The organism is Marinomonas fungiae (assembly GCF_001418205.1).
GTDB lineage: Bacteria > Pseudomonadota > Gammaproteobacteria > Pseudomonadales > Marinomonadaceae > Marinomonas > Marinomonas fungiae.
This window is the reverse complement of sequence record NZ_LIQF01000007.1, coordinates 184,763-202,605: the sequence shown is the minus strand read 5'-3', so window position 1 is coordinate 202,605 and position 17,843 is coordinate 184,763. Positions and strand designations below refer to the sequence as shown.

Sequence of the window (17,843 nt, the reverse complement as noted above, 5' to 3'; positions counted from 1 at the left end):
GAACACTAAATAACCAGTGACCTAACATGGCCAAAACATTCAAAATTCTCTTTATTCTTGCTTTGCTCGGAGCCTTGGCGGCAGCCGGTATTACCTATGCCGTATACCAACAGGTAAAAGATAGCATTCCAACTAAGGAAGAAATGAAAGCCATCGAATTACAGATCCCGCTGCGCATCTACACTCGAGATGAACAGTTGATCGGTGAATTTGGTGAACAGCGTCGTACCCCTATTCGCTACGAAGACATTCCGCTGGATCTTGAGAATGCCGTATTAGCCGCCGAAGACAGTAACTTCTACCATCACCCCGGCGTCGACTTCATGGGCCTACTTCGTGCGGCATACCAATTAGTGTCTACTGGGGAAATTCAAAGTGGTGGTAGTACCATCACCATGCAGGTTGCGCGTAACTATTTCTTATCTTTCGAACAGACTTTCATGCGTAAATTCACTGAGATTTTTATCTCGTTGAAAATGGAACAAGAACTGTCCAAGCATGAAATCCTTGAACTTTATATGAACAAGATTTACTTGGGGAAACGCGCCTACGGTTTTGATGCCGCGGCCCAAGTATATTACGGCAAACATCTTAGCGAACTGACGTTAGCGCAATACGCTATGATTGCAGGCTTGCCCAAAGCGCCATCCCGCTTTAACCCTGTTGCAAACCCTTCTCGTGCTTTGATCCGTCGTAACTGGATTCTACAACGCATGCTGAGCCTCGGTATGATCGAGAAAGAAGCCTACCAAGCAGCCGTTGAAGCACCTGTCACAGCAAAGAACTACGGCATTCAAGCCGATGTAGAAGCTAACTATGTGGCTGAAATGGTTCGTCACGAACTGTACCAAACCTATGGCGATAAGCTATACAGCGAAGGGTTAGTGGTGTACACCACAATCAACTCCGAGCGTCAACGCAATGCCAACAAAGCTGTTTATGATGGTGTATTAGATTATGATGAGCGCCACGGTTACCGAGGCACTTTAGATACACGTAAAGATCTACTGGATAAGGATTTATCCACACAGCAAGAAGCCCTAGAGAGCTTCGATAATATTCCTAACTGGACCATGGCTCTGGTGCTAAAAACATCTGCCGATAGCGCATCCTTGCGCTTAAAAGACGGCAGCGCTTTCGAATTGCCATTCTCTGCCATGAGCTGGGCTGCGCCTTACTTAAATGAAAACGCCCGTGGCAAAAAACCTGAAAGCGTTTCGGGTGTCATGGTGGCTGGCGACATTATTCAGCTTCGCCCTCATGCCGATAGCACTTGGCGTCTAGCCCAAACACCGACGGTACAAAGCGCCCTAGTCTCACTTGACAGTAAAGATGGTGCGATTGAATCCTTGGTCGGCGGCTTTAACTTCTTTGCCAACAAGTTCAACCGTATTACGCAATCAAAACGCCAACCTGGGTCGAACTTTAAGCCATTCATTTACTCAAGTGCCCTATCCAATGGCTACACTGCCGCCAGCATCATTAACGATGCGCCTGTGGTGTTCCATGACAGTAACTTGACTAGCGCATGGCGTCCGACCAACGATGGTGGCAAATTCTATGGACCAACCCGCTTGCGCCAAGCCCTTTATCGTTCGCAAAACGTGGTATCGGTACGTTTATTAGATGAAATGGGCATTCGTCCGACATTGAACTTTGTTGAGCGCTTTGGCTTTGATCAAAACGAGCTGCCGCACAATTTATCGCTGTCTTTAGGAAGTGCGAACTTATCGCCATTACAAATTGCTTCCGGTTACACCGTCTTCTCTAATGGCGGCTTCCGTGTTCAGCCTTATCTGATTGATCGTATTGAAGATCGTAACGGTGACGTGATTTTCCAATCTGAGCCCGTAACGGTTTGCAAAGACTGCACGCTATTGGAAAAAAGCGCTGATAATATGCAAAGCAAAGGTCTATTTGATACCCCACAGGGTGTCGTAGAACTGCCCGTGGCACCGCGTGTATTAGACGAAGAAGTCGCTTATATCATGTACGATATCATGCGTGATGTGATCACGCTGGGAACCGGCCGTCGTGCTCGTGTACTGGAACGTGACGATATTGCTGGTAAAACAGGTACCACCAACGATGGCCGCGACGCTTGGTTCTCGGGCTTTAATGGCGAGGTGGTAACGACTGTTTGGACGGGGTTTGACGACATGTCACCGCTAGGTCGTGGTGAATGGGGTGGCTCTGCCTCTTTGCCGACTTGGATTGATTACATGCGTCCAACACTGGCCGACTTAGCACCAAGCTATGTTCATAAGCCGTCGTCACTGGTGACAGTGCGGATTGATCCTAATACCGGTGAACGCGCTTTCCCAGGCCAGAAAAACGCGATTTTTGAAATCTTCCGCCGAGATCACGTGCCTGCCGCAAACATCGCTGCGCGCCCAGAAACACCTGACTCCAACGGCAACGATTCTGGCCAGAGTTCACCATCGGCCAATACGGCACTAGAAAACTTGTTCTAAAACCTTTCAATAAAAAACGCCACCTTTGCGTCCCAAAGTGTGGCGTTTTTTATTTTTAAGCCCGCTAATCAATTTTCTAAAGCAGTTTCTCAGCTAGCTCAGCAAAACCTCCACCACCTTCAGACTCAGTAATAAAAGCAGGCGTATGTTTTAATGCCGGAAGATGCTTGGCAATGTTCGCCACCCCCACACTCAGAGGGAACTGGGCAAACATACTCTCATCATTGGGAGCATCGCCAACATACAACACCTGTTGTTTCGCCACCGCAGCCGACACATTGAAAAACTCGCGCAGCACACGTTCGGTCATAGCGTATTTATCCACACCGTCTTGGCAGATATTGATATGAATAGATGAGGCTTTAGCGTTTAACCCTGCGCCCAGTAACTCAGCAAGCAACGCGTCCTTTTCCTGCACGGCAGGAGGAGCAATCTCTTGCGCATAATCAACTGCCACATCGGTGAGTCGATAGGCTTGATCACGAGTAAGCTTAAGCGCTTCGAAGCGTTTTAGCCGTGGCTGAAGCATCGCTAGCAGCTCTGCTTGCTTGGCACGCATAGCGGCTTCATCCTGAAAAAAATGATACGCAACAGAGCGGCCTTTTGGCTGTAAAAATACGCCCCCGCCCTCACTAATCACACCCGCAACAGGCAGTACACGTACCATCATGTCAGACCAACCAGCACATCCGCCGGTCACAGGGATAACTTTAATACCGGCTTTTTCCAATGCCTGTAGCGCATTGAGAGTGACAGCTGGCAGACGTCCATGCAGGGTAAGGGTGTCATCAAAATCGGTAAACACGTAACGTACCGAGCGCAATGCTGCGGCACTCATAGCACTTAAAGGCTGCGGCCTAAGCTCCATCATTCACATCCTGTGTTCCTTGGACGACAACGCCTTGCCTAACAAGCAGTTGGCGTTGCTCAGTACTGATTTCATCCGTAAATAAGCATTCAACCCGGTCAAAACTCGCCACACGGGCACTGGCTTTACGCCCCCATTTATATTGGTCTGCAACCAGCAGCGCATGGCGACTTTGCTCGATTAATACACGACTTAGATTGGCCTCATCAGGGTCAAAATCCAGAATACCGAAGGCTTCATGCAAACCACCACAACCTAGCACACCATAATCGAACACATACTTGCGCATACTCTCTAAGGCATCCGAACCCACTAAGTCGCAATGGCGATGACGCATCCGGCCGGCCGTCAGGCGCACCGGAATGTCGGGACGATCAGCAAACAAAGTCGCCACCATCAGGTTATTGGTAAAAATCTGCAACGCTTGGTGAGACAACAACGCTTTGGCAACAAACTCCACCGTGGTTCCAATACCGAGAAACACCGAGGCTCCGTTTGGAATGGTCTTAGCAACCCGTTCTGCTATGGATTGCTTCGCTTCGCTGTTGAGCGACTGGCGATTCGCGAACGACAAATTCTCCGCCGTTGACACGGGGGCAATACCACCATGTTGACGACGCACCAAATGCCTCTCCGCCAGCTGATTGATGTCTTTGCGAATCGTCTGGGAAGAGACACCAAAGCGTTCCACCATTTCCTCGACCAACAACAGGTCGCATTGCTGCACCCAGTTCAAAATATGCGACTGACGCTCGTTTAAACTCAAGCTAAGACTCCAATGCCATAAATTGATTAGGGTCGTCGGTGATCACAGTATCCATGCCCCACGCCCAATGCTCTGTGACCTCGGCTGGGTCGTTGGCGGTGTAACACAGCAATTTGTATCCCGCTGCTTTAACGGCTCTGGCCTGTTGCTCAGTTAACGGCAAGTAATAGCAATTCAAACTGTAGGCATCAATGGCAGAGAGTTTCTCTTGCCAATCCGCGGGTACCTCTTCCACTAAATAGCCCAAGGCGATATTTGGCTGAAGACGATGACAAACCTGCAGCGCTGGATAATTAAAGCTTGAGATCATCAATTTCTTAGGTTGGTGCCACTTGGCTTCAAGCATGGCAAGGATCGGCGGCACCACGCTGTCCACATCACTGCCTTCGTATTTGATCTCAAGGTTTAAGCCTAGTCTCAACTCCTGAATACAGTCCAATGCTTGTTCCAAGGTTGGCACCGCTTCGCCACGAAATGACTCACTAAACCAAGCGCCCGCATCCAGCGATAACACCGTTTCGAGCTGGCTCTGCTCGGTCACACCTGAGCCGTTCGTACAACGATCTAAGGTGTCATCATGAAAGATAATCAGACCGCCTTGCGCAATCGGGTAAACATCAATTTCAACCCACTTCACCCCTGTGGCCGCAGCGGCTCGGATCGAAGCCAAGGTATTTTCCGGCGCCAACAAGGCAGCGCCGCGGTGGCCCATCACTTTGCTTAATTCAATCATGCTTCAATCCTCTTTGTCGTTTGCGCATCAAACAAATGCCATGCCTGACTTGGCAAGGTTAACCCCAATGTTTCACCACCCTCAAAGTGATGGTGACCTGCTACTCTAACGATAAACGCGGGGGTATTACCATCGCCAAGTTGTAATACTCCGTGCACTAAGGTTTCCGCTCCCAACGCTTCTACCGCTTTAACGATAAAGGGCACATCGGCCTGATCCAAGGGCGAGATATCCACATGCTCCGGTCGAATACCAAACATCACCGATTGTGCTGAAACATGTGGACAATCAAGTTGGATATCCACACTTAACTGCAATTTGCCCTGTTCCACTCGGCTGGGGATAAGATTCATCGACGGCGAACCAATAAACTCAGCCACAAAGGTCGATGCTGGTCGCAGATACAATTCCATTGGTGTGCCGATTTGTTCAGCATGACCTTTGTTTAAAACCACCAAACGATCGGCCAAGGTCATAGCCTCCACTTGATCATGGGTCACATACAAGGTCGTCGTACCGAGCTTGCGTTGCAGTTCACGGATCTCCACACGCATTTGCACACGTAGCTTTGCATCTAGGTTCGACAGAGGCTCATCAAACAAAAAGACTTTCGGGTCACGCACCATGGCACGTCCCATAGCGACTCGCTGACGCTGACCACCGGATAATTGCTTTGGCCTGCGTGTAAGTAGCTCTTCTAAACCCAGCATTTGCGCCACCGCACTGACTTTAGTGGCAATCTCTGCTTTGGCAACACCTCGATTTTTCAAACCATAGGCCATGTTGTCATACACCGTCATATGGGGATACAGAGCATAGTTTTGAAACACCATGGCAATATCACGATCCGCCGGCTCTTTATTATTTACCTGATCGCCTTTGATCAACAGCTCACCTTGGCTAATGCCTTCCAACCCCGCTACCATCCGCAGCAAGGTAGACTTACCGCACCCCGAGGGGCCAACCAGCACAATAAACTCGCCTTCTTCGATCGTAAGATCAATGCTTGGAATGGCTTGGTAGCCGTTTGAGTAAGTTTTACCGATATTTTGAAGTACTAAATCTGACATCTTATTTCTCCGTTTCCACCAAGCCTTTGACGAACAATTTCTGCATGCCGATGACCACCAACACCGGTGGAATCATCGCTAACAAGGTCGACACCATCACTTGATTCCAAGCAATATCGCCATCAGATACCGACAACATACGTTTTACACTCATCACTAAGGTGTAATAGGCATCATCCGTGGTCACAATCAGCGGCCACAGATACTGGTTCCAACCATAAATAAACAAAATCACAAACAGCGCTGCGATATTGGTGCGTGACAGTGGTAGCAAGATATCGAAGAAAAATCGGATCGGGCCTGCGCCATCAATGCGCGCCGCTTCTACCAATTCACCTGGGATACTCATAAAACACTGGCGGAATAAGAAGGTTGCCGTAGCACTGGCAATCAAGGGCAGTGTTAAACCGGTATAGCTGTTCAGCAAATCAAGGTTCGCGACCACCTCATAGGTCGGCACAATACGCACTTCGACAGGCAGCATTAGCGTAAAGAAAATCACCCAGAACGCCGCACTACGAAACGGAAAGCGAAAGAAAACAATGGCATACGCCGACAACAACGAAATCAAGATTTTACCGAACGTAATACCCAGCGCCATAATCAGAGAATTCACAGTCATGCGCAGTAAATCGGATGCTTGCCCCTCTTTACCCACTAACGCTTGTTGCCAATTGGCGAGTGCCTGATCGCCAAACCACATGGGAATTGAACCCGAACCAAACGCACTGGATGGATGGGTAGACGCCACTAATGCGACCCATACAGGCAAAGCCACAATGAATACACCAAGTAACAACACCAAATGACTGCAAACAGTCAACCAAGGACGATTTTCAATCATTAGTACTGCACCTTACGTTCGATATAGCGAAACTGAATGACAGTCATCAAAGCAACGATGACCATCAGCACGACCGATTGTGCGGCAGAGCTGCCCAGATCCAAGCCCACAAAACCATCGTTAAACACCTTGTACACCATGGTCGTGGTGCTTTGCCCTGGACCTCCTTGCGTGGTCGCGTCAATCACCCCGAAGGTATCAAAAAAGGCATATACCAAATTGACGACTAATAAGAAAAACGTCGTTGGTGATAACAATGGAAAGACAATACCCCAAAAACGTTTACTAGGACCTGCGCCATCAATCGCCGCTGCTTCCAGCAAAGAGCGAGGAATCGCCTGCAAGCCCGCTAAGAAAAATAAGAAGTTGTAGCTAATTTGCTTCCAAGTTGCGGAAATCACTACCAAAATCATCGCCTGATCACCGTTTACAAAATGGTTCCAATCTAGGCCAATCGCATCCAAAGCAAGCGCCACAGGCCCCATGCTGGGATCAAATAGAATCCACCACAATACTCCTGCTAAAGCGGGAGCCACGGCGTAAGGCCAAATTAATAACGTTTGATAAACCATCGCACCACGGATCACGCGATCCGCCATCACGGCCAACCAAAGCGCCACGGCCAAGCCTAAAAAAGCCACCGAAAAACTAAACACCATAGTGGTGAGCAACGAGGCGAAGTACTCAGGACTGGTAAAGAGTTCAATAAAGTTATCTAAGCCCACAAATTCACGACTTAAACCAAAGGCATCCTCTTGATAGAACGCCTGCTCGACCGCCTGTCCAGCGGGCCAGAGAAAGAACACAGCAGTCACCAGCAGTTGTGGTAACAGCAATAGATAGGGCAAATACTTTTGCGGAAAATACACCGACATAACACGCTCTTACGATCGTTCGACAAAACTCACTAAAAAAAGCCTCCCCACGAATGGGGAGGCACCCTCACTAGGAGGAAGTGATGATCGGATTATTGGTTTGCTTTCTCGAATTTACGTAGCTGAACATTGCCACGTTCAACCGCCGCATCAAGCGCCACTTGAGCGGTTTTCTTGCCAGACCAAACGGCTTCTAACTCTTCGTTGATGATGTCTCGAATTTGAACAGCGTTACCGAGACGTAGACCTTTGGAGTTCTCCGTTGGAGCGACCGAAGTCATTTGTTTCACTGCCACATCGGTGCCTGGATTGGCGTCATAAAAACCTTGTTGCTTGGTTAGCTCATAAGCCGCTGTGGTAATCGGCAAGTAACCGGAGAATTGGTGCCAGTCGGCTTGAACGTCAGCACGAGAGAGGAAGCTAAGGAAGCTTGCTACGCCTTGGTATTCTGCTTGGCTCTTGCCTTGCAGCACCCACAATGACGCGCCACCGATGATGGTATTTTGCGGTGTTTTGATTACATTCGAATCGTATGGTAGCTCGGATACACCAAAGTCGAACTGGGCGTTACGTTTGACGCCAGCATAGCCTGCGGAGGATTCCATATGCATAGCGCATTCTTGGCTGTAGAACTTAGACGCTGAGTCACTACGACGGCCGCCATAACTAAAAATACCGTTTTGCTGCCATTCGCTCATTTTTTCAATATGTGCCACTTGTGCAGGGCCATTAAACTTAAGCTCAGTGTCCATGCCTGCAAAGCCGTTCGCTTGTGAAGCAAAAGGCAGGTTGTGTCGGGCACTAAAGTTTTCTAACTGAACCCAAGATTGCCAAGAGGTAGTGAAACCACATTTCACCCCACTGTCCAACAACTTTTGTGACACTGTCTCCACTTCTTGCCATGTTTTTGGCGCCGTTACGCCAGCTTTGGCAAAGAGCTCTTTATTGTAGTACAGCACTGGCGTTGAGCTGTTGAATGGCATAGACAGCATATTGCCATCTTTATCCGTGTAATAGCCGGTAACGGCACTGAGGTAATCCTCTTGATTGAATGGCTGCTTGGTATCCGCCATCAGTTTGTAGACTGGGTAAACGGCCCCTTCTGCCGCCATCATACTTGCAGTACCCACTTCAAAGACTTGCACAATGGCAGGCTGCTGCTTAGCACGGAACGCGGCAATCGCAGAGGTCATTGTCTCTGTGTAGTTACCCTTGAACACAGGCTTAACTTGGTAAGCATCTTGCGATGCATTAAAAGCTGCGGCGATTTCATCAACTTTTTCACCGTTGGCACCACCCATGGCATGCCACCACTCAATCTGCGTTGCTGATAAAGCCGAACCCGATGCCGCCAGACCTGCGACCATAGAAACTAAAGCTAACTTACGCATGGAGCGTTTCCTCGTAACAAAACTGGATAATAGAAGTGTCAAACGAGGTTTACATTACGCCGAAATTGTTTCACTTTAGTGATAATTACATTTCAAATGAAACTAAAACACTTTCACTTCTAACCGAGCTTCGAACGAAACACAAAGTATACCGCGCCCATTAAGCACAGCCCTGCCCATAGATAATCGAGTTTTAGCGATTCTTTCAGATAAAAAATAGAGAAAGGAACAAACACCAGTAGCGTGATGACTTCCTGCATGATCTTGAGCTGCCCGACGTTTAAAGCGGTGTAACCAATACGGTTGGCGGGGACTTGCAATAGATATTCAAACAACGCGATGCCCCAGCTTACCAACGCCGCGATGATCCAAGGCTTATTATTCAGCTCCTTTAAATGGGCGTACCAAGCAAAGGTCATAAAGACATTACTACAGATTAAAAGACTGATGCTGATGACAACTGGATTCATGAAAAATCGCCCACCAAAGAAAGGATGGGCGAATAATAAGAGGACTTACTTGGATTGACTAGCGTCCCGTAAAATCGCCTCAATTTCTGCTTTTTTACGGCGCGATTTTACGAAGTTAGCAATCACTGAGGCTGCCGTAATACCAATTAGAGCGGACAACATATCGTCATTACCAAAGCTGACGACAAAACTGTAAATCAGCAACACGATTCCCACCAATAAGATCATCGGTTGATAAGACAGCTTCAGTTCACCGGTTTTTTCGTTTTGTACTATGCTGACCCCATAGAAAGAACCAAGCGAGCCGACATAAACACGTCTAGGAAACGTTTTCAGTTTGGCCGGATAGCCTTTTTCTTCTAATAATTCAGTAACTTGCTCTAATTTCATCATCATTAATTCTTCGATTGTACGCCGCCAGTGACCGCAATACGCATGGCTTCTTCCATCGAAATATCCAGCGGTGTGAGCTTTTCACGTGAAACATAGACCGTCATACCACCGATTTGGTAACTCAATGGTAAGTACACGCCGACTAAATCTTGGTCGCCAAATAGACGCTGCCCCATTTTTTCGCCAGTAACAAACCCAATCAACTGCATGCCTTGGATGTCCAGCGTGACAACGCTTTGCTTGCCGGTTTTTTTGGACAGGTTGAAAACCGTCATCATGTCTTGCAAAGCACCGTAAATGGACTTCACCAAGGGTATTTTTTCAAACAAGCGCTGGCTTAACTTCATTAGGTAGCGAATACCGTAAAAGTTCACTACCAGACCCACAACCGCTAAGACTAATAAGCTGGTTAACACACCAAGACCGACAAAGTAATCCTGCTCAGGCCAGACCAGCAATACCAGTGGGCGTGCCAATTCTTCCGCCGTGCTAAACAGCCAATATAAGAAGTACACCGTCAGGCCAATCGGCACAACCGCAGCCAAGCCTTTCAATATTAAGGTAATCAGTTTATTCATGACTCTCTCCACTAGGATAGTGAGAGCATACAAAAGCCGTACCAGCATAGATAGATCTATCCTTGCAATGTTTCGTCAAAAACTCGAAGGACATATTTACACTCTGTCTGGATCTCGTTAATCACTGGCTATGGCCCATAAAGCCCGTTATTCTGCAGCTCAAGGTATAAAGGGAGAAGTTCATTGAATTACAAACGCTTAGAGACTTTTGTTTGGGTCGCATCACTCGGTAGTTTTCGTAAAGCCGCAGAGCGCATGCACACCACTCAACCCGCCATTTCCGCTCGAATCTCAGCGTTGGAATCAGAGCTAGGCGTTAAATTATTCGAGCGAGAAGTTGGCTCAGCCCCTATTGCCTTAACTGCTAAAGGCAAAGACTTACTCCCCTACGTAGAGAAAATTTTGTACCAATCGGAGCAGCTTCGTAAGCGAGCAGAAAGTACAACCGCCTACTCAGGTGTGATTCGCATTGGCGTTTCAGAAACCATTGCTCACACTTGGTTGTCGACGTTTTTATCCCGTTTGCACAATGAAATGCCCAAGCTGGATGTGGAACTCACCGTCGAAGTCACCACCGTGTTATCCTCCGGCATCAAAGATCGTTCTATCGATCTTGGTCTCTTGATGGGCCCCATCAACGAACCCAGCATTGTAAATTTAGACTTGTGCACCTTCTCATTGTCTTGGGCCGCTAGTCCCGCACTCAATCTGCCTGATCGCTTACTGTATTTAGAAGAGCTGTCACCGTGGCCCATTATTTCCTATGCTCGAAACAGTAAGCCTTATGCCGAAATCTCCCAAAAATTCAGGGAGTTAGAAGGCCAGCCCGCCCACTTCTTTGCTTCCACATCGTTAGCCGCTTGCCGGAGTTTGGCCCTAGATGCGGTGGGGGTGGCAACCATGCCAGACGTTATGATCGAACAGGATATTCAAGCCGGAACTCTCAAACGTATCCGCGCGATTTGGACACCTTCAGAATTAAAATTTACCGCTTCCTATTCCGATGAACCGTTTAACCCCATTGCAGAAGTGGCAGCGAAAATCGCTGTTGAAACGGCGAATGAATATGCACAGAAGAATGCTTGATAAATAAATTTGATCAAAAAGCCCAAAAAAACACGATTAGACTTTTTATAGGGACTACTTCTACTCTTGATTTATCTCAACTGTGATAATAATTAGGAAAGCAGCCATGTCCCAGTCATCGTTAACCTTGTTGCAACAGACTTCGGAACTCCGCCAAGCCATTCGTCGTAAAGAGCACACTGGCCCCACCAGTGGCTTAGCAACCGGAGTGATGCAAGGCAATGTCGTTATTCTGCCTGCGGACTATGCCAATGAATTTTTACTATTTTGCCAAAACAACCCGGTTTCTTGCCCACTGATTGGTGTTTCGGAGATAGGCGATTACAGCATGCCGATGCTGGGCAAAGACATCGACATGCGTCACGATATTCCTGAGTACTATGTCTATCGCAACGGTGACAAAGTAGAAAGTCGCACCGATATTGAAGCCCTTTGGCAAGACGACATGGTCGCGTTTATCTTAGGCTGTTCTTTTTCCTTTGAGCACGCCTTATCACAGGCAGGATTAACGCCTCGTAATATTGAAGAAGGCGTCAATGTATCCATGTTTGAAACCAATATTGCCACCACCCCCGCTGGACGTTTCCATGGCAACACGGTGGTCACCATGCGCCCTTATGTCCCTAAAGACGCAATTCGCGCTATTCAAATCACCAGTCGCTTCCCCAAAGCCCATGGCGCGCCACTTCACTTCGGCACCCCTGAAGCCATCGGCATCAAGGACTTATCAAAACCAGAGTTTGGGGATGCAGTTAGCCTTCGTGAGGGTGAAGTGCCTGTATTTTGGGCATGTGGCGTCACACCTCAGCTGGCGATTCGCAATGCCAAACCACCGATTTGTATCACCCATGCGCCAGGCAAGATGCTGGTCACCGACATTCTCGATACCGACCTAGCGGTCTTTTAGTTCTGCTTTACCGTGCTGACGTCCTAACTCTGCACGGCGATTTTCATAATCAAAAATAAATCTAACCTTCACTTCGAAAGGACCAGGAACAATGAAAAAAATCACAACAGCATTAGTATTCGGCAGTTTACTCTCTACCTCGGCAATAGCAGACAAATGGCATATGCCTACTCCTTACGGGGACGGTAACCTGCCAACGCAGATTGCTTATGGCTTTGCCGAAGAAATTAAAGATAAAACCGGTGGTGAATTAGACATTACCGTTCACTCTGCGGGTTCTTTGGTGAAACACACAGAAATCCCTCGTGCGGTAAAAACAGGACAAGTGCAAATCGGCGAAGTGTTCTTAGGTATTTTGGGTAACGAGCATCCTGTATTTAAGCACGACAATATCCCTTTCCTAGCCACGTCATTTGAACAGGCCAAAGCCCTTTGGGAAGCGGCTAAACCTTCGGTTGAAAAGCAGCTCGATAAAAGCGGTTTGCAACTACTTTATACTGTTGCATGGCCAGCACAGAGTCTATACACAAAGATGCCAGTCTCACAGCTAAGCGATCTTGAAGGTTCAAAAATGCGTGCTTATAGCCCTTCGACTTCTCGCCTAGCCGACCTAATGGGCACCACACCAACGACAATTCAGGTACCAGACATTCCGCAAGCGTTCAGCACTGGCATTATCCAAGCTATGATCACCTCACCTTCTACGGGTGTGGACAGCCAAGCTTGGGACTACGTAAATTACTACACCGATGTTAAAGCCTGGATTCCAAAAAACATTATCGTTGTTAACAAACGAGCTTTCCGTCGTTTGGACAAAGCGACACAGACCGCTATCCTAGACGCCGCAAAACATGCTGAAGCACTAGGCTGGGAGAAAGTCGCAGAGCGTGCAGCAAATGATAAGCAGAAGCTAATCGACAATGGTATGAATGTGACAGATCCATCCGAAACCTTGGTAAAAGAACTTCAGGCGATCGGTACTACCATGGTGGCTGAATGGAAAGCAGAAGACCCTCAAGAAGTTGGCGCCATTCTAGAGCGTTACCAACCATAAGAATTACTTTCGAATCTCCAGTCTCCCTCTACGCTTAAAGGGGGGAGACACCTTTCAAAAAGAGAACTCCATGAAAGATTTCAAAGACACTTGCTACCGCATGTCGGGTTGGCTTTCTGGCCTGTGCATCGTCATGATTACCTTACTGCTGTTGGCTCAGATTATCGGACGATTATTTGGCTTCATCGTCCCTTCTGCGGAAGATTTTGCTGGCTTTGCATTGGCTGCATCGACCTTTTTCGGTCTTGCCTACACATTTCATCAAGGAGGGCATATTCGTGTTACCCTTCTCATACAACGCTTAAACAAGGGTCCACGCAAGCTTCAAGAAGCACTGGTGCTAACCCTTGGTTTGTTACTCGCTGTTTTTATCGCCTTCGCTTGCAGCTACATGGTGTATGAATCTTACATTTATGAAGAGGTCTCATACGGCTACATACCCGTGCCACTCTGGATACCGCAACTGACTGTCGCGCTAGGATCCATTGCCCTAGTACTTGCGGTCTTTGATGCTTGGTTCAGCGCTATTCGTGGTCAATCCCCACACTATATTCGTCATGAAGACGAGCTGTCTCTGGAGGAGTAACCATGGACTTAACACTTATTTCTATCATTCTTGCCGTGGGCATGCTTGCCATGCTGGCGTTAGGAGTTTGGGTATCCTTTACTCTGATTTTTATTGGTGGTTTGGGACTAATCCTGTCTGAGAATTATCAAATTGGATTATTGTTTTCGACCTCATCTTGGGGCGCCAGCACTGCTTGGTCTCTAACAGCACTGCCACTCTTTATTTGGATGGGCGAAGTACTGTTCCGCACCCGTTTATCCGAAGACTTATTTAAAGGCTTATCACCGTGGTTAGGGGGCGTTCCAGGCAAGCTCTTTCACGTGAATATTTTAAGCTGCGGCATTTTTGCAGCAGTATCAGGCTCTTCGGCAGCCACCGCTGCGACCATTGGCCGTATGACCCTACCAGAGCTGAAAAAACAAGGTTACAGCGAGCGCATGGCGATCGGAACCTTAGCAGGATCCGGTACGTTAGGTCTGTTAATTCCGCCTTCAATTATCTTGATCGTCTATGGCGTCGCCGCAGAAGTCTCTATTGCACGTCTCTTTATCGCAGGAGCGTTACCAGGCTTATTATTAGTAGCATTATTCATGGGCTACACCATGATTTGGGGCTTGATGCACAAAGATGAATTGCCGCAGCAAACCCGAGAGCAAGTCAGTTGGAGCGTTAAAATCAAAGCCCTAAAACAACTATTACCAGTTGTGGGGTTGATTGGGTTTGTGCTGGGCTCCATATACGGCGGTATCACCACGCCCACAGAGGCCGCTGCGATTGGTGTTACGGGAGCGTTAATTATCGCCGCGGTAACTGGCTCACTGAACATGAATAGTTTCATGGAAAGCCTGATGGGCGCCGTAAAGAGCTCCTGTATGATCACTTTTATCTTGATTGGTGCCCACTTCCTGACCCTAGCCATGGGCTTTTTAGGCATACCTAAAGAGCTTGCGGTATGGATTGGCGGCATGGATTTATCGCCCATGGAGCTGATTCTATATCTAACGGTTTTATTTGTGATACTAGGCTGCTTTCTGGACGGGATATCCGTTGTGGTACTGACCGTTGCCGTGGTACTACCGATGGTCGATGCCGCAGGAATAGATCTACTTTGGTTTGGCATATTTATCGTGCTTGTCGTGGAGATGTCGCAGATTACCCCGCCGGTTGGTTTTAACTTATTCGTGATCCAGTCCTTAACGGGGCGCAATATTATCTATGTAGCCCGAGCTGCGTTACCATTCTTCCTACTTATCGGAGCAGCGATTGTCTTGGTGACTCTGTTCCCTGAAATCGTCACTTACTTACCGACGACGATGTCGCAACGCTAATGGAGGCCGCTATGAAATTAAACTGTGATATGGGTGAAGCGTTTGGCGCTTGGGCAATGGGCTTAGACGAAGACATTATGCCGTTTGTCGATCAAGCGAACATTGCCTGCGGCTTTCATGCTTCTGACCCGTTCACCATGAGTAAAACCGTGGCGCTTGCGAAAAAGCATAATGTCACCATTGGCGCCCATCCGGCGTATCCAGACTTGGTTGGCTTTGGTCGCCGCAATATGGACATTGCTCCCGACGAACTGAAAGCCATTATCCAGTACCAAATCGGTGCCTTACAGGGCATTTGCCAAGCACACGGCACTAAGGTCACTTACGTAAAACCCCACGGCGCACTGTACAACACCATGATGGCCAACTTCCATGTGTTAGAAACTGTGATGCAAGCCGTATGTGAACTAGATAACTCACTGATTTTGATGGTAATGGCGATCCCTGAAGCGGAGCAAGTCAAAGCCCTCGCAAAACAATACAACCTTGCGCTTTGGTTTGAAGCTTTCTCTGATCGTTTGTATACCGATGACGGTCGTTTGACACCACGTAAGCAGGCCAACGCGGTACATAAAAACTTTGATCTGATCGAGCAACAAGTTCTGCAACTTAGTGAGCAAGGCACCCTGATCACTGAATCTGGCAAAACGTTAGCCGTACACGCCGACACTATTTGTGTGCATGGTGATGGCGATCATGCGTTAGAAGCAGTACAACGTATTCGCTCAGTGGTAGGAAAACGCTAACATGATAGCCCCGTTAATTTATCCCCCGCAGTTGGATCTGGTCAGTGATCATGCTTGCTTGCTGACCTTTTCCAAGGTCATAGACGATACGGTTGCCGATGTTATTGCACAGGTGACAAAAGCTTTACGCACTTGTGAAGGCATTATTGATCTGGTGCCGTCTTACACTACTTTATTAGTTATTTTCGATACCGATCATTACGACCGTTTCAAAATCACCAATAAAATCAAATCGTTATCAGCCAGCGTTGACCTTAATACGATTGGCAACAATGAGCGTCGTGAAGTCATTATTCCCGTCTACTATGATCCTGAAGTGGGTCCAGATCTTGAGGAAGTCGCGACGCAATGCCAACTCAGTATTGAGGATGTTATCCGACTGCACAGCAGCACACGTTATCGCGCTTTTGCTATTGGCTTCTCTCCTGGCTTTGCTTTTTTAGGCAATACGCCCGAAGCGATTCGCATGCCACGTAAAACCACACCACGCTTAAAAGTTCCGTTAGGTAGTGTTGCCATCGCCGAACAACAAACGGCGGTTTATCCCAGTATTACACCAGGCGGCTGGCAGATCTTGGGACGTACGCCGATAGCTCTAGTCGATTGGCAAAGCGAGAGTTTAGCGCTGATTGAAGTGGGGGATATGGTGCGCTTTGATCCCATCACACGGGATGAATTTTTAGCTCAAGGAGGCCAACTCAATGGCTTTTAAGGTCATCCAACCCGGTATGTTGGCATTGCTACAGGATTTGGGGCGTCATGGTTATCAGCACCTTGGTATCACCTCTGGCGGCCCGATGGACGAGCTGGCGTTTCGCTGGGCTAACGCCCTACTTGATAATGACAGTAATGCGGCACAAATTGAAATCACCTTTGGGATGTTTACGCTTGAAGCGCAAGCCAGCACAAGTATTGCCATCACTGGGGCGGATTTGAGAGCTACGTTGAATGACAAAGTTATTTTACCCTGGCAAACCTACCCCATTCACAAGGGCGATGTACTAGCGTTTCATCAGCCAAGGTTTGGCCTGCGAGCTTATCTGGCTGTTAAAGGCGGCTTTTTGGCTCAGCCTGTACTTGGTAGTGTTGCTACCGTGATGCGCGAAAAACTAGGTGGACTAACAGGCGCTGGCGATAAACTTAGTAAAGGAAATCTACTTCCATTTCACGCCACTACCCAGCACCAACAACGCGCAGTGCCGCGCTTGGCGCTACCTAACTATGATCAAGTAGAAATCGATGTGGTAACGGGTTATCAGTTTAAGCACTTTTCCGGTTTGGATCGGGCACGTTTTTTCAGTAGCACTTACACGTTGAGCCAGCACTGCGACCGTATGGGCTATCGCTTAACGGGGGCCGCTGTCGGCCGAGATCAAAAGGGGATCATTTCTGAAGGTATTGCCTATGGCGCCATCCAGATCCCCAGTGATGGGCAGCCAATTGTGCTGTTGAGAGACCGTCAAACCATCGGCGGCTACCCGAAAATTGGCTGTGTGACTAACTTTTCTGGAGCCTTGTTGTCCCAGAAAAAGCCAGACGACAGCATAGGGTTTCGCTACATCAGCGTCGATCAAGCAGAGCGAGAGCGGCATTTACAAATGGCTCGCATTCATCAATGGCGCTAATCAGCGCCTTGATAGCTCATTACATTCAGTGACATATTTACTGCCGCTGTTTACATGGATTTCCTCT

General features: G+C 48.1%; 19 protein-coding genes. 9 read left to right on the top strand and 10 right to left on the bottom strand.

Annotated features, from left to right (window positions below):
* Window positions 1–26: 26 nt before the first annotated feature.
* Window positions 27–2,474, top strand: coding sequence for a penicillin-binding protein 1A (locus tag ASC49_RS12340; protein ID WP_055463556.1), 2,448 nt, complete (start codon window positions 27–29; stop codon window positions 2,472–2,474).
* 76 nt (window positions 2,475–2,550) lie between these two features.
* On the opposite strand, the gene ASC49_RS12335 is transcribed toward ASC49_RS12340, so the two are convergent.
* From ASC49_RS12335 to ASC49_RS12290, 10 genes are all read right to left on the bottom strand, one after another.
* Window positions 2,551–3,345, bottom strand: coding sequence for an HAD family hydrolase (locus tag ASC49_RS12335; protein ID WP_055463555.1), 795 nt, complete (start codon window positions 3,343–3,345; stop codon window positions 2,551–2,553).
* A complete protein-coding gene (locus ASC49_RS12330) occupies window positions 3,332–4,108 on the bottom strand; it encodes a DeoR/GlpR family DNA-binding transcription regulator (RefSeq protein WP_055463554.1) in 777 nt (258 codons plus the stop codon). The genes ASC49_RS12335 and ASC49_RS12330 overlap by 14 nt, the downstream gene beginning before the upstream one ends.
* Before the next feature lies 1 nt (window position 4,109).
* Window positions 4,110–4,841: a glycerophosphoryl diester phosphodiesterase gene (locus tag ASC49_RS12325; protein ID WP_055463553.1), complete on the bottom strand. Its 732-nt coding sequence runs from the start codon at window positions 4,839–4,841 to the stop codon at window positions 4,110–4,112.
* Window positions 4,838–5,911 carry a sn-glycerol-3-phosphate import ATP-binding protein UgpC gene (locus ASC49_RS12320; protein ID WP_055463552.1) on the bottom strand — a complete coding sequence of 358 codons (1,074 nt, stop codon included), beginning with the start codon at window positions 5,909–5,911 and terminating at the stop codon, window positions 4,838–4,840. The genes ASC49_RS12325 and ASC49_RS12320 overlap by 4 nt, the downstream gene beginning before the upstream one ends.
* Window position 5,912: 1 nt before the next feature.
* Window positions 5,913–6,755, bottom strand: a complete 843-nt coding sequence (gene ugpE / locus ASC49_RS12315; protein ID WP_055463551.1) for a sn-glycerol-3-phosphate ABC transporter permease UgpE — start codon at window positions 6,753–6,755, stop codon at window positions 5,913–5,915.
* Complete coding sequence (gene ugpA, locus ASC49_RS12310) at window positions 6,755–7,630, bottom strand: sn-glycerol-3-phosphate ABC transporter permease UgpA (protein WP_055463550.1); 876 nt, start codon at window positions 7,628–7,630, stop codon at window positions 6,755–6,757. Before ugpA ends, ugpE begins: the two co-directional genes overlap by 1 nt.
* 92 nt (window positions 7,631–7,722) lie before the next feature.
* On the bottom strand, window positions 7,723–9,021 hold the full coding sequence (gene ugpB / locus ASC49_RS12305) for a sn-glycerol-3-phosphate ABC transporter substrate-binding protein UgpB (protein WP_055463549.1): 1,299 nt from the start codon (window positions 9,019–9,021) through the stop codon (window positions 7,723–7,725).
* Window positions 9,022–9,140: 119 nt separating this feature from the next.
* Window positions 9,141–9,491: a DMT family protein gene (locus ASC49_RS12300; RefSeq protein ID WP_055463548.1), complete on the bottom strand. Its 351-nt coding sequence runs from the start codon at window positions 9,489–9,491 to the stop codon at window positions 9,141–9,143.
* Window positions 9,492–9,536: 45 nt separating this feature from the next.
* Window positions 9,537–9,887, bottom strand: coding sequence for a hypothetical protein (locus ASC49_RS12295; protein ID WP_141656842.1), 351 nt, complete (start codon window positions 9,885–9,887; stop codon window positions 9,537–9,539).
* Entirely contained in the window at window positions 9,887–10,462 is a 576-nt protein-coding gene (locus ASC49_RS12290) for a DUF502 domain-containing protein (RefSeq protein WP_055463546.1), read from the bottom strand. The genes ASC49_RS12295 and ASC49_RS12290 overlap by 1 nt, the downstream gene beginning before the upstream one ends.
* Window positions 10,463–10,645: 183 nt before the next feature.
* Between ASC49_RS12290 and ASC49_RS12285 the strand changes: the two genes are divergently transcribed.
* The 8 genes from ASC49_RS12285 to ASC49_RS12250 all read left to right on the top strand — a co-directional run bounded on the left by ASC49_RS12285 (window position 10,646) and on the right by ASC49_RS12250 (window position 17,776).
* A complete protein-coding gene (locus ASC49_RS12285; RefSeq protein ID WP_055463545.1) occupies window positions 10,646–11,548 on the top strand; it encodes a LysR family transcriptional regulator in 903 nt (300 codons plus the stop codon).
* A gap of 106 nt (window positions 11,549–11,654) precedes the next feature.
* A complete protein-coding gene (locus ASC49_RS12280; protein WP_055463544.1) occupies window positions 11,655–12,455 on the top strand; it encodes a putative hydro-lyase in 801 nt (266 codons plus the stop codon).
* 91 nt (window positions 12,456–12,546) lie between these two features.
* The gene (locus ASC49_RS12275; RefSeq protein WP_055463543.1) at window positions 12,547–13,509 is read left to right on the top strand and encodes a TRAP transporter substrate-binding protein; all 963 of its coding nucleotides are present in this window, start codon (window positions 12,547–12,549) and stop codon (window positions 13,507–13,509) included.
* A gap of 70 nt (window positions 13,510–13,579) precedes the next feature.
* Window positions 13,580–14,095, top strand: coding sequence for a TRAP transporter small permease (locus tag ASC49_RS12270; RefSeq protein ID WP_055463542.1), 516 nt, complete (start codon window positions 13,580–13,582; stop codon window positions 14,093–14,095).
* 2 nt (window positions 14,096–14,097) lie between these two features.
* Entirely contained in the window at window positions 14,098–15,405 is a 1,308-nt protein-coding gene (locus ASC49_RS12265) for a TRAP transporter large permease (protein ID WP_055463541.1), read from the top strand.
* Window positions 15,406–15,416: 11 nt separating this feature from the next.
* On the top strand, window positions 15,417–16,151 hold the full coding sequence (locus ASC49_RS12260; protein ID WP_055463540.1) for a 5-oxoprolinase subunit PxpA: 735 nt from the start codon (window positions 15,417–15,419) through the stop codon (window positions 16,149–16,151).
* A gap of 1 nt (window position 16,152) precedes the next feature.
* Entirely contained in the window at window positions 16,153–16,863 is a 711-nt protein-coding gene (gene pxpB / locus ASC49_RS12255) for a 5-oxoprolinase subunit PxpB (RefSeq protein ID WP_055463539.1), read from the top strand.
* Window positions 16,853–17,776, top strand: a complete 924-nt coding sequence (locus ASC49_RS12250; protein WP_055463538.1) for a 5-oxoprolinase subunit C family protein — start codon at window positions 16,853–16,855, stop codon at window positions 17,774–17,776. The genes pxpB and ASC49_RS12250 overlap by 11 nt, the downstream gene beginning before the upstream one ends.
* Window positions 17,777–17,843: the final 67 nt, after the last annotated feature.